The 12146-nt window shown below is 66.5% G+C and carries 11 protein-coding genes; 3 read left to right on the forward strand and 8 right to left on the reverse strand.

Annotated features, from left to right (window positions below; all coding sequences use genetic code 11):
* Positions 1 to 113 precede the first annotated feature (113 nt).
* Both CLM73_RS13410 and CLM73_RS13415 read left to right on the forward strand, forming a co-directional pair.
* Entirely contained in the window at positions 114 to 935 is an 822-nt protein-coding gene (locus CLM73_RS13410; protein WP_199778330.1) for a MetQ/NlpA family ABC transporter substrate-binding protein, read from the forward strand.
* 97 nt (positions 936 to 1032) lie between these two features.
* Positions 1033 to 1488, forward strand: coding sequence for an Lrp/AsnC family transcriptional regulator (locus CLM73_RS13415; protein ID WP_056561122.1), 456 nt, complete (start codon positions 1033 to 1035; stop codon positions 1486 to 1488).
* A gap of 38 nt (positions 1489 to 1526) precedes the next feature.
* Here the strand turns inward: CLM73_RS13415 and CLM73_RS13420 are convergent, their stop codons facing one another.
* The 8 genes from CLM73_RS13420 to CLM73_RS13455 form a co-directional block, all read right to left on the reverse strand.
* Positions 1527 to 2696, reverse strand: coding sequence for a metallophosphoesterase (locus tag CLM73_RS13420; protein ID WP_105238849.1), 1170 nt, complete (start codon positions 2694 to 2696; stop codon positions 1527 to 1529).
* A gap of 135 nt (positions 2697 to 2831) precedes the next feature.
* Positions 2832 to 4070 carry an alpha-hydroxy acid oxidase gene (locus tag CLM73_RS13425; RefSeq protein ID WP_105238850.1) on the reverse strand — a complete coding sequence of 413 codons (1239 nt, stop codon included), beginning with the start codon at positions 4068 to 4070 and terminating at the stop codon, positions 2832 to 2834.
* Positions 4071 to 4177: 107 nt separating this feature from the next.
* Positions 4178 to 5047 (reverse strand): archaetidylserine decarboxylase, encoded by an 870-nt coding sequence (gene asd, locus CLM73_RS13430; RefSeq protein ID WP_105238851.1) that lies wholly within the window; start codon positions 5045 to 5047, stop codon positions 4178 to 4180.
* A gap of 135 nt (positions 5048 to 5182) precedes the next feature.
* Positions 5183 to 6814, reverse strand: a complete 1632-nt coding sequence (locus CLM73_RS13435; RefSeq protein ID WP_105238852.1) for an ATP-binding cassette domain-containing protein — start codon at positions 6812 to 6814, stop codon at positions 5183 to 5185.
* Between the two features lie 200 nt (positions 6815 to 7014).
* Positions 7015 to 7884, reverse strand: a complete 870-nt coding sequence (locus CLM73_RS13440; protein WP_105238853.1) for an HpcH/HpaI aldolase/citrate lyase family protein — start codon at positions 7882 to 7884, stop codon at positions 7015 to 7017.
* Between the two features lie 10 nt (positions 7885 to 7894).
* On the reverse strand, positions 7895 to 8617 hold the full coding sequence (locus CLM73_RS13445) for a response regulator transcription factor (RefSeq protein WP_105238854.1): 723 nt from the start codon (positions 8615 to 8617) through the stop codon (positions 7895 to 7897).
* A gap of 319 nt (positions 8618 to 8936) precedes the next feature.
* Positions 8937 to 9431 (reverse strand): hypothetical protein, encoded by a 495-nt coding sequence (locus CLM73_RS13450; RefSeq protein WP_105238855.1) that lies wholly within the window; start codon positions 9429 to 9431, stop codon positions 8937 to 8939.
* 115 nt (positions 9432 to 9546) lie between these two features.
* Positions 9547 to 10680, reverse strand: coding sequence for a 3-deoxy-7-phosphoheptulonate synthase (locus CLM73_RS13455; protein WP_105241511.1), 1134 nt, complete (start codon positions 10678 to 10680; stop codon positions 9547 to 9549).
* Between the two features lie 237 nt (positions 10681 to 10917).
* Here CLM73_RS13455 and CLM73_RS13460 point away from each other — a divergent pair, with 237 nt between their 5' ends.
* Positions 10918 to 12144: an EAL domain-containing protein gene (locus tag CLM73_RS13460; protein ID WP_105238856.1), complete on the forward strand. Its 1227-nt coding sequence runs from the start codon at positions 10918 to 10920 to the stop codon at positions 12142 to 12144.
* Positions 12145 to 12146: the final 2 nt, after the last annotated feature.

Here is a 12146-nt window from a genome sequence, read left to right on the forward strand (position 1 = left end):
CTTGGCATTGCCATTGCATGACAAAGGCCTTTCCGGGGGCGGCGCGCCGGGTGCTGCACAATAGCGCCTGTGCCGGACCGTCGTCCGGCGTTCCGATTCTGTGGATGGCTGACATGCTTGTGCACCAATTGCTTAACAAACTGATGCGCGGCGCCGCGGTGGCGGCGCTGGGATTGGCGGTGGCGGGGCCCGCGGTGGCGCAGGAACAGCCCCTGCGCATCGGCGTGATTGCCAGCGTGGCCAACGAAGCCACCGAACTGGCTATCGCCCAGGCCAAGCAGCAGGGATTGGACGTCAAGCTGGTGGAATTCAATGACTGGGTGCTGCCGAACATTGCCGTGGCCGACGGCTCGGTGGACGCCAACTTCTTTCAGCACGCGCCGTTTCTAGAGCTCTTCAACCAGCGGCGCGGCGCCAACCTGCAGCCCATCGCGTACGGCTATTCGACCACCATCGGGCTGTTTTCCAAGAAGCTGAAGAAGGGCGACCCGGTGCCCGAGGGCGCGACCATCGCGGTGCCGAACGACCCGGTCAACACCGGCCGCGCCTTGCTGCTCTTGCAGACGATGGGGCTTATCACGCTCAAGCCCGGCGTCGCCCATCAGGCCACCCTGCAGGACGTGGTGACCAATCCCAAGAAGCTCAAATTCGTCCAGATCGAAGGCTCGCAGTCGGCCCGCACGTTCGATGACGTGACGGCGTCGGTCACCTACACGACGTTCGCCAAGCAGGCGGGGCTGAACGAAAAAGATGGGCTGGCCTTCGACAATACCGATCCGGACAGCATCCGGCGCTATGCCATCCGCTGGGTGGCCAAGCCCGAGAAGGCGCAGGATCCGCGCCTCTTGAAGTTCATCGCCATCTATCAGAACTCGCCCGAAGTGAAGGCGACGCTCAAGCGGCTGTACGGCGATCTGATTTCGTTCCCCTGGTAAGGCATTAACCGGTCGGCAATCGGAATAAAATCAGGGTTTGCCCCGACAAACCCTTCTTATCAAAGGCCGGCCGCGCTGCGCGCCGAACCTGATTCCAATGTCTGACCTCGATGACCGCGACCGGAAACTCTTGACGCTGCTGGCCGACGACGCCACGCCCAGCTATGCGGAGCTGGGCAAACAGCTCAACCTGTCGGCGCCCGCGGTGCACGAGCGGGTCAAGCGGCTCAAGCGTGACGGGCTGATCAAGGGCATCGCCGCCAAGCTCGACGGCGCAAAGATGGGCCGGCCGCTGCTGGCCTTTGTGCACGTGGACACGATCAACTGGACGATCACCCAGCAGGTGCTGGGCTTGGCCGAGCTGAACGAGGTCGAGGAGATCCACACCATCACCGGCAAGAGCGCCATGCTGTTGAAGGTGCGCGTGCGCGATACTCAGGCGCTGGAACTGCTGCTGGCGCGCATCCACCAGATCGAAGGCATCTCCAACACGACCAGCGATATCGCCCTGACCAGTTATCTGGAGCGCGGGCCGCTGCCTGAGGCCGCCTGACCGCAGGCCGCCTGATCGCGGGCCGCCTGACCGGTGGTTCAACGGGCAGGGGCGGCGCGCAGGCGCAAGCGCGTGATTTCCGACGGCGCCCACAAGCGCTTGGGCGGTCCCCAATAGCCGGTGCCGCGGCTCGTGTAGACCCACATCTGTCCCAGCCGATGCAGCCCCGCCGTAAACGGTTGCTGGAACCGCACGAAGAATCCCCACGGAAAGAACTGCCCGCCATGCGTATGGCCGGAGAGCTGCAGCGTGTAGCCCGCGGGCTCGGCCGCCGCCGCGCTGCGCGGCTGATGGGCCAGCAGGATGCGCGGAAAGGCGTCGGCCGGCGCGCCGGCCAAGGCCGCCTTTGGATTGCTGCGTTGCTGCGGATCGAAGGCCCCGGCGCTGAAGTCGGTGACGCCCGCGACCACAACGGGCAGGCCTGACGGATGGATCACGGCATGTTCGTTCAAGAGAACGCGCAGTCCAAGGCGGCGGAACTCTGCAATCCAGGGGCCCGCGCCCGAATAGTATTCATGGTTGCCGGTGACCAGGTACACGCCGAACGGCGCGCGCAGATCGCCCAGCGGACGGGCTTGCGCGGCAAGCTGCTCGACGCTGCCGTCCACCACGTCGCCGGTGATGGCGACCATGTCGGGCAGCTGTTCGTTGACCGCGTCGACAATGGCCTGCACATAACGGCGCTTGATGGTCGGACCGACGTGGATGTCGCTGATCTGCACGATGGTAAAGCCGTCCAGGTCTTGCGGCAGGCCGGCGATCGGCACGTCCACCGTGACCACGCGGGCGCGACGCCGGGCGTTGTAAAAGCCCGCCAGTGTGCCCGCCAGCGACAGCCCGATGACGGTCCACGCGCCGGCGCGCCGCAGGGCGATCCACGGCAGATCGGCGCCGGCGGCCAGATTGCCCAGCCACAGCAGCAGCATGAGCGCGTCGCGCAGCACGGTCAGCACAAAGAGCGACGAGAACAGCCCCATGGCCAGCAGGCCGACCCAGGCGATGCGGTCACCCCACGGTGGATTGACGGAGGAGCGCGCCAGCATGCCCATCGGGATCAGCACGCACGACAGCACCAGAAAGAGGATGGCGGCGGCAGTGCCGTCACCGCCAAGCAGGAGGTCGGGGATCAGGCGGGCGCCGACGTACACGTGGGCGAGGGCGCCCAGGGTCAGAAAGCGCAGAAAGAATGAAGATTGGCGCAGGGACACGGCGGCGGGCGGGCGCGCCGCAGCGGACGCGCAGGGAATCAGGGAACCGCCATTCTATGCTCGGGCGGCCCCAACACTGATAAACGTGGCGCTGCGCGTCCGCCCGGCGCAGCACAGCCGTATAGCGCGGCGCCCTCAGGCCGGCAGCTCGCCTTCGCGGCAGATCAGGCTGGCGTCCATCTCGTCAAGGCGGTTGATGCCCAGCATGGCCATGTTGCGGTCGACCTCGGCGCGCAACAATCCGATGGCATGCGCCACGCCTTGCTGGCCGCCTACCGCCGCGGCGTAGTTGAAGGGCCGGCCCACGAACACGCAGCGCGCGCCCAGGGCCAGCGCCTTGAGCACATCACTGCCACGCCGCACGCCGCTGTCCATCATCACCGTCATCGCGCCGGCCTGGGCGACCACGCCCGGCAACGCGCGCAGCGGCGAGATCGCGCCGTCGAGCTGACGCCCGCCATGATTGGACACGATGATGCCGTCCGCGCCGTGCTGCCGCGCCAGCGCCGCATCGCGCGGATGCAGGATGCCCTTGATGACAAGCGTGCCCGGCCATTGCCGGCGGATGCGCGCCACGTGTTCCCAGCTGAGATGGTCGCGCGCCGAGAAGTCGCGCAGCACCGACGCGGAGACGATGGGGGCGCCGCGCGTGGCGAAGGAATTTTCGAAGTGCGGCATGCCATGCGCCAGCAGCGTGCGCAGGAACGTGCCGGCCAGCCAGCGTGGGCGCGCCAGTCCGTCCAGGGCCAGGCGCAGGCTGGGCTTGAGCGGCGTCGAGAAACCGGTGCGCACGTTGTTCTCGCGGTTGGCGGACACGGGGATGTCCACGGTCAGCACCAGGGTCTCGAAGCCCGCGTGGCGCGCGCGTTCGATCAGCGCGTCGATCTTGGCGGGGTCGCCGGGCAGGTAGGCCTGGAACCAGGTGCCGGGCGCCTCGGCGATGACGGCTTCAAGCGGGATCAGCGACGTCCCGCTCAGGATAGCGGGCACGTTCTGCTCGCGCGCCGCGCGGGCCAGCACGATATCGCCGCGATAGGCCGACAGCGCGCTGATGCCCATGGGCGCGATGCCGAAGGGCGACGCGTAGGTGCGGCCAAACAGCTCGGTCTGCTGCGTGCGGCGGGACACATCCACCAGCACCCGCGGGGTGAACGCGTATTGGTCGAAGGCCTTGCGGTTGCCGTTGAGCGATTGGTTGTCTTCGGCCGCGCCGGCGATGTAGCCGAAGATCGGACGCGGCAGCCGGCGGCGCGCCGCGGCTTCGAAATCGTCCAGGGACAGCATGCGCCCGAGCACGCGGGGCAGCTTGGCGGCGGCGCCAGGGGTGACGGGGGTGGCGTCAGGGGATGCGGCGGGCAGGGCGGTGGTAGTCATGGCGGGCCGGTAAAAGCCCGTAATCTAGCAACGCCTGTTGAACGCAGAAAGCGAATAAAACAGAAGCAGCCCGTTCGCTTGCGGCGAACAGGCTGATCAACCGGGCTTCAGGCCTGCGTGGGCAGCGCCAGCAGCTCGCCCATGCGCACCGGGCCTGTCACCGAAGGCGTGTCGGCCCAGCGGATCTTGTCCGGCCCGAACAGGACGATGGCCGTGGAACCCAGCTTGAAGCGGCCCATCTCGGCGCCCTTTTCAAGAAAGATGGGGGCGCGGGCGGCGGCGTCGTAGCGAACCGACTTGACCCGGCGCTTGAACGGCGTCACCAGACCGGCCCACACGGTTTCGATGGACGCCACGATCATCGCGCCCACCAGCACGACGGCCATGGGACCGTGTTCGGTGTCGAAGATGCAGACGACGCGTTCGTTGCGCGCGAACAGGCGCGGCACGTTGCGGGCGGTCAGCGGATTGACGGAGAACAGGCGCCCGGGCACGTGGACCATTTCGCGCAGCGTGCCGGCGACGGGCATGTGAACGCGGTGATAGTCCTTGGGCGACAGGTAGATGGTGGCGAACTGGCCGCCCTGGAACGGCGCGGCGCGTTCGGTGTCGCCGCCCAGCAGGTCGGCAAGCCCGTAGCTGTGGCCCTTGGCCTGGAAGATGCGGCCTTGTTCGATGGCGCCCATCTGGCTGATGGCGCCATCGGCCGGACACACCACCGAGCCCGGTTCTTCGTCCAGCGGACGCGCGCCGTCTTTCAGCGCACGCGTGAAGAAGTCATTGAAGCAGTCGTAGGCCAACGGGTCTTCTTGCAGCGCCTCGCTCATGTTCACGCCGTACTTGCGGACGAAACGCGAGATCATCCAGTTCTTTACCGCGGGTTCGCGGCAGTCCGATGCGTATCCGAAGAAGCGCGACACCAGGTGGTGCGGCGCGAGATACTGGCTGGCAAGAAATAGTTGGTCTTTGATAGGCATCTATGGCGCTAAAAAACGCGTCCCGCATACAGCGGGACGTGGTTGATGGTTGCCGCGCGGGCCAGGTTGACGCTGGAGTCCGGCAATTCGGCGCGATTGTAACGCGGTTGCGCGCGCGCGGCGCGCAAAAACGCGTCAGGCCGCCTTGGCCGCCAGCTTGGTCTTGTAGAGCCAATCCTTGTAGTCGTCCAGATCGCCGTCGAACGGGTTGACCTTGCCATCGGCGACGATAATGAACTGGTCGGTGGTGGCGCGCAGCAGGTGGCGGTCGTGCGATACCAGAACCAGCGTGCCCTCGAACTGCGCCAGCGCATCCGTCAGCGCCTCGCGCGTTTCCAGATCCAGGTGGTTGGTCGGCTCGTCCAGCAGCAGCAGGTTGGGGCGTTGCCACACGATCAGCGCCAGCGCCAGCCGCGCCTTTTCGCCGCCCGAAAACGGCGCGATCGAACTGGTGGCCATGGCGCCGTTGAAATTGAAGCTGCCCAGGAAGTTGCGCAGTTCCTGTTCGCGCACGGTCGGCGCGATCTTGGTCATGTGCCACAGCGGCGATTCATCGTGGCGCAGCATCTCGACCTGATGCTGGGCGAAGTAGCCGATGGACAGTCCCTTGTTGAACTGCGTGTCGCCGGCCAGCGATTCGATCTCGCCCGCGATGGTCTTGATGAAGGTCGACTTGCCCGCGCCGTTGATGCCCAGGAGGCCGATGCGCTGGCCCGCCTGCAGCGAGAAGTTGATGCCCGACACGATGATCTTGTCGGACACGGCTTCGGTGGCCTCGTCTTCGATGCGATAACCCGCGCTGACCTTGTCCATCGTGAGCAGCGGATTGGGCGCGCGCAGCGGCTCGCGGAATTCGAACGAGAATTCGGCGGCAGCGCGCAGAGGCGCCACTTCTTCCATGCGCGCCAGGGCCTTGATCCGGCTCTGCGCCTGTCGCGCCTTGCTGGCCTGCGCCTTGAAACGGTCGATGAACGATTGCAGGTGCGAGCGCTGGCGCATCTGCTTTTCGATCATGCCCTGCGCCAATTCCAGTTGCGCGGCGCGCTGACGTTCGAAGGACGAATAGTGGCCCGAGTAACGCTTGAGCTTGCGCTCGTCGATGTGGACGATCACGTTGACCACGCCGTCCAGGAAATCGCGATCGTGCGAGATGACGATGAGCGTGCCCGGATACCGCTTGAGCCAGTCTTCCAGCCAGATGATCGCGTCCAGGTCCAAGTGGTTGGTGGGTTCGTCCAGCAGCAGCAGATCGGACGGACACATCAGCGCCTGGGCAAGGTTCAGGCGCATGCGCCAGCCGCCCGAAAAGCTGGTGAGCGGCAGTTGCATCTGCGCCTGCGTGAAGCCCAGGCCGGTCAAGAGCTGCTCGGCGCGCGAGTGGACCGTGTAGGCGTCGGCGTCGGCCAGCGCGGCATAGATGTCGCCCATGCGCAGGCCGTTCTCGGCGCTTTCCGGTTCGGCTTCCAGCGCGGCCAGTTCCGCTTCCAGCTTGCGCAGCGTGGTGTCGCCGTCAATGGCGTACTCGATGGCGGGGCGGTCGAGTGCGGGCGTTTCCTGCGCGACGTGGGCCACTCGCCAGGCCGCGGGGTAGTCGAGGTCGCCCTGGTCGGCGTGCAGCGTGCCGCGCAAGAGGCCGAACAGACTCGACTTGCCCGCGCCATTGGCGCCGATGAGGCCGATCTTGTCGCCGGGATTCAGAAGCAGGTCGACCTTGTCGAGCAACGGCTTGACGCCGCGCATGAGTGAAACTTGTTGGAAACGGATCATGGATGTAGGGCTGGATGGCGCGGTGCGCGCGCGGCAAGGCACCCGCGAAGGGCGCGGTGCGGGAAAGCGGTAACCGGGGCGGGATGGCGCGCGTATCGTGCGCGCCGGCGCGAAGGAGGATCGGATTAAAGCGGGCCCAATCCGAACGAAGGGGGGGATTGTACCCGGCCGGGGAGGTCCGGCCGGGGAGGTCCGCCTCCCTACGTCGCCTGAATCGCCGCCGCCAGCGCCAGCACGCGTTCGGCCTCGCTCGCGTGCAGGTTCTCCACCAAGGCCCCGTCGACCACCGCCACGCCTTTGCCTTCGGCCTGCGCGGCCTTCCAGGCGTCCAGACGTTTGCGTGCCGTGTCGAGTTCTTCAAGGGTCGGCGCAAACGCCGCATTCGCCGCAGCGATCTGCCGAGGATGGATCAGCGTCTTGCCATCAAAGCCCTGGTCGCGTCCTTGCCGGCAGGTGTCCTGCAGGCCCGCGTCATCGTTCAGGTCCAGATGCACGCCATCCAGCACAGCCAGGCCGTGCGCCCGCGCCGCCATCACGGCCAGCGAGCGCGCCAGCAGCGTCTCATTGCGCGAGGGCGTGTGGCGGGCATGCAGGTCCTTCACCAGGTCAGACGTGCCCACGACGATGGCGGCCAGCCGCGCGTGGCCGCCGGCAATGGCATCGAGCCGCAGAAAGCCCAGGGGCGTTTCCGCCATGGCCCACAGCGGCAGGTCCGCGGGCGCGCCGGCCGCATCGAGCGCCTGCGCCAGCGCCGCCAACTGGGCGGGGGTCTCGACCTTGGGCAGCAGCACGGCATCGGCGCCGGCCTGTGCGATGGCACGCACGTCGTCCAGCCCCCACGGCGTATCCAACGCATTGACGCGCACGATGCACTCGCGCCGTCCGTAGCCACCTTCGCGCAGCGCGGCGGCGACCTGCGCGCGGGCCTGCGCCTTGGCGTCGGGCGCCACCGCGTCTTCCAGGTCGAGGATCAGCACGTCCGCATCGAGCGTGCGTGCCTTGTCCAATGCGCGCGCGTTGGCGCCGGGCATGTAGAGAACGGAGCGGCGAGGGCGGATAGGGGCATTCATGCGGGCGGTCTCAGAGTTTGGGCAAGCTGCCAACAATGGTGACGGGCGTGGTGCAGACGTAGCCCACACCATAGACGGTGCGGATGCCCAGGTCGCCGCCGGCCAGCTCGCGCAGCTTGCGCCGCAGCCGGTGCATGTGGGCGTCCAGCCGGTGCGTGTCGTAGGCCTCGGCGCTGGCGCCCAGGGCTTCAACGAGGCGGGCACGCGACAGCGGCAGGGGCGCGGCCTGGATCAGCGCGCCGATCAGGCGGCTTTCGGTGTCGGTGATGTCGACGCTGACCTGGGTGGGCGAGGTCAGCGTGCGGCGCGCGGGGTCGAAGCGCCAGGCGTCCGATTGCGCGTCCTCGGCGTCGGGCGCCGACACGACGCGCAGCCGCCGCGACAGGGCCACCAGCGTGGCGCCGAGTTCGGCCAGGTTGACGGGCTTGGTCAGGTAGTGGTCGGCGCCCAGGCTCAGGCCCGATACCTTGTCTTCGCTCAGGAGCCGCCCGGTGAGCATGATGATGCCCATTGACGGATAGGTGGTGCGCAGATGCGACACGCGCGCCAGCCCGTCGCCGTCCGGCAGCATGGCGTCCAGCACGAGGATCGCGGGCGTGACGGTGAGCAACAGCTTGTCCAGCTCGGCCAGCGAGCCCGCGGTGAGGATGGCTTTGTCCAGGCCCAGGTCCTGGATGTACTCGGCGATGGAATCGCGCCAGTCCCCGTGGTCGTCGACGACGATGATCGTCACGGCGCGGCGCGCTCTCGCGGTCCTTGGGCGAACAGGTGTGTTCTGGTCATGCTGTGAATTCTTTGAGGGCCGCGTTCGCGCGGAAAAATCAGGGGACGACGGTGTGCGTCTTCAGCCTACGTGCGCGCAGAATATCATTCCCGCCGATGCGGCGGCGCGGCATGGATCAAGGATGCGATCCAGACGGCGGGCAAAAATCGATTGGTCAATAATTGCGCACCCCGGTGCGCATCGCCCGAAAGGCCATCAGCCGGGCGTTTGGGTTTTTCTTATCCACAAATTCTGTGGATAAGAAAAACCAGCGTGGATACCGTCCCGACTACGAAGGGAGTAATTCGACCGGCACGCCATCGGGCACTTTGCGCATCCGATCGCGTTCAATCCGGGCCGGCGCAAAGCGCGTTTTGCGCGCAGCAGCATTTTGCAGCAGCACGGACAGCACCGAACCCTTGTCCTGGATCCATCGCGTCTTGCCACGCAGCAGCTTGGTCGCGTTCTCCGCGGTGCCCAACCGGTACGACATGGCGTTGATCTCGATCGAGGATTTGCCGTTGAATAGCGACTCGTCGATCTGGGTGATGGCGGCGGCGTCGAGGTTGTTGCTTTCGTGGTCGATACGGTAGACGTACTTCAGGCCGTGAAACGGGTCTTCGACGACGATGAGTTTTTCCGACCCGGACACGTCGGACAGCATGCCGATCACGCGCGATTCGACCATCTGGTTGCCGCGTTGTTCTTCGGTGTAAATGAAAATGCTGTGCCGCACGGGGGCGGACTGGGCCGGCGCGGCCCCTACAAGGCGAGAACGATCCATACCTGAACGAAAAGAAGCGGGGAGGGGGCGCAAGGCCCCCGGGAGACGCGCATGATACCAATTGTTTCAGGTCTGCGCTGTAACAACTGACGCCGGCGGCCCCCGCGCCGGGGAATCAACCGCGCGTGGCCAGCTTTTCGCGGCGCTGGCGCACGGCCAGGGCCAGGGCGGCAAGCACCGGCTCGGTCTGCGTCCAGCCCAGGCAGGCGTCGGTAATGGAGACGCCGTGACGCAGCGGCTCGCCGGGCTTGAGGTCCTGGCGGCCTTCTTCGAGGTGGCTTTCGATCATGACGCCCGTGATGCGGCTGTCACCCTGGGCCAGTTGGGCGGCGATGTCGTTGGCCACGTCGATCTGGCGCAGGTGCGACTTGTTGGAATTGGCGTGCGAGCAATCGATCATGACCTGTTCGCGCTGGCCGGCCTTGCGCAGGGCGTCGCAACAGGCTTGCACGCTGGCGGCGTCGTAGTTCGGGCCTTGCTTGCCGCCGCGCAGGATCACGTGGGTGTCCTGGTTGCCGCGGGTTTCGAAGATGGCCGCCATGCCCATCTTGGTCATGCCCATGAATGCGTGCTTGGCGCTGGCGGCGACCATCGCGTCGGCAGCGATCTGCACGCCGCCGTCGGTGCCGTTCTTGAAGCCCAGCGGGCAACTCAGGCCGGAGCTCAGTTGGCGGTGGCTGGGGCTTTCCGTGGTGCGTGCGCCGATGGCGCCCCACGCGATCAGGTCGGCGATGTACTGCGGGCTGAGCAGGTCGAGGAATTCCGTGGCGATGGGCAGGCCCAGGCCGCCGATATCCAGCAGCAGTTCGCGGGCGCGGCGCAGGCCTTCGTTGATGCGGAAACTGCCGTCCAGGCGCGGGTCGTTGATGTAACCCTTCCAGCCGACGGTGGTGCGAGGCTTCTCGAAGTACACGCGCATGACGATCAGCAGGTCTTTCTTGTGCTCGTCGGCGGCGATGCGCAGCTTGCGCGCGTATTCCATCGCTTGCGCGTGGTCGTGAATGGAGCACGGGCCCACCACCAGCACCAGCCGGTCATCGCGGCCATGCAGCACGTCGGCGATCTGCGCGCGGCTTTGCTCGACGAGGTTCTGGATGTCGGCCGACACGGGCAGTTCATCCTGCAACAGCGCGGGTGAAATCAGCGGGCGCACGGCGCTGATGCGGGTGTCGTCGGTGCGCGTGTTGTCCTGGGTGGCGTCGGCGGCGCCGACCTCGCGGTCGTGCAGGGGATCGTCAATGCGGGTCAAGGGAAGCTCCGTGCCGGTAAATGCGGGAAAGTCCGCCATTATCGCACCCGCGGACGGTGGAGGCGGATGGGTGGCTGCGGCAACTGAATTAACCCGTTATCGATAAAGACATGTTTCGCGTGGATGCCTTAGCATTGATTCACGCTCTCAGTTGGCCGGCGCAACCGGCCCGCGGCAGGCGCAGGCTGGGGCCGCGTGCGGCTTCTTTCCGTGTGTACAGGTTCAGGACGGTCAGCAATGCCAAAACCCGATGCCGGAGCGTCTCGACGAATTCTTCTCGTCGAAGATCATCCTGTCGAACGCGCCTACCTGCAGAACATGCTGCTGGCGTTGGGCTACCGCCGCGTGGCGGGGTTGGCAAGCAGCATCGAGGCGGTTGGCGCGATCACGCGTCAATACCATGACGTGTTGATCAGCGACATCGTGATGGGCGAAGGCGACGGCACGCGCCTGCCCAACGACCTGCGCCGGCTGGTGGATGCGGGGCGTCTGAAAAGCATGCCGCCGATCATCTGGATCAGCAGCCTGAGCGACGAGCTGCTGCAGTCGCATGTCCGGCTGGCCCTGCAGGCCGGTTGCCCGTCGGCGCAGGCGCTGTCCAAGCCCGTGTCGCGCGTGGCGATGCAGCAGGCCATCAAGAATGCGCTGCACAGCATCGACGACGAATCCACGTCGCCGGACAAACCCAAATCCGTGCGGCGCGAGGTCATGGAAGCCGCGCTGAGCCAGGCGCTGCTTTCCGGCAACGGCATGAGCGTGGTGCTGCAACCCCAGATCAGCCTGTCGACGGGGCGCGTGGTCGCGGCCGAGGCGCTGTCGCGCTGGGTCGACCCCAAGCTGGGCGCCATTTCCGCCGCCGACTTCGTGCCGGCGGCGCATCGGCTGGGCATGGACCGTATGCTGTTCAGCCGCGTCACCGACCGCGTGCTGAGTGTGCTGCGCCAGATGCAGGACGAGGACATCGCCGTGCCCATTGCGATCAACGCCTCGGCGTCCACGCTGTGCTCGCGCGACTTGCCTGGCCTGCTGGAGCAGAAGGTGGGGCAGGCGGGTCTGCCCGCGCGGCTGATCAAGGTCGAGCTGACGGAGGACGAGCCGGTCAACGACTGGCTGGCGCTGTCGTCGACATTGAACCTTCTACGTGTGCGCGGATTCGAGCTGGCGATGGACGATTTTGGCGCTGGCATCGCGTCGATGCGCCTGTTTTCCGCCATGCCGTTCAACGAATTGAAGATAGACCGCGACTTCATCGTGCATATGCACCGCGAGCCCGCCTCGCGCGCCGTGGTGGCGGCCGCAATCGAGATGGGGCGAGTGCTCGGCCGGCGCGTGGTGGCCGAAGGCGTCGAGCAGGAGCGCGATGTGCAGCTCCTGAGCGAACTGGGCTGCGATGTGGCGCAGGGCTACGGAATTTCCGTGCCCCTGGAACCCGATGCGTTCATCGAGTTCTGCCGCACGCACTGAGG

It is taken from the genome of Achromobacter spanius, from assembly GCF_002966795.1.
GTDB classification, from domain to species: domain Bacteria; phylum Pseudomonadota; class Gammaproteobacteria; order Burkholderiales; family Burkholderiaceae_B; genus Achromobacter; species Achromobacter spanius_D.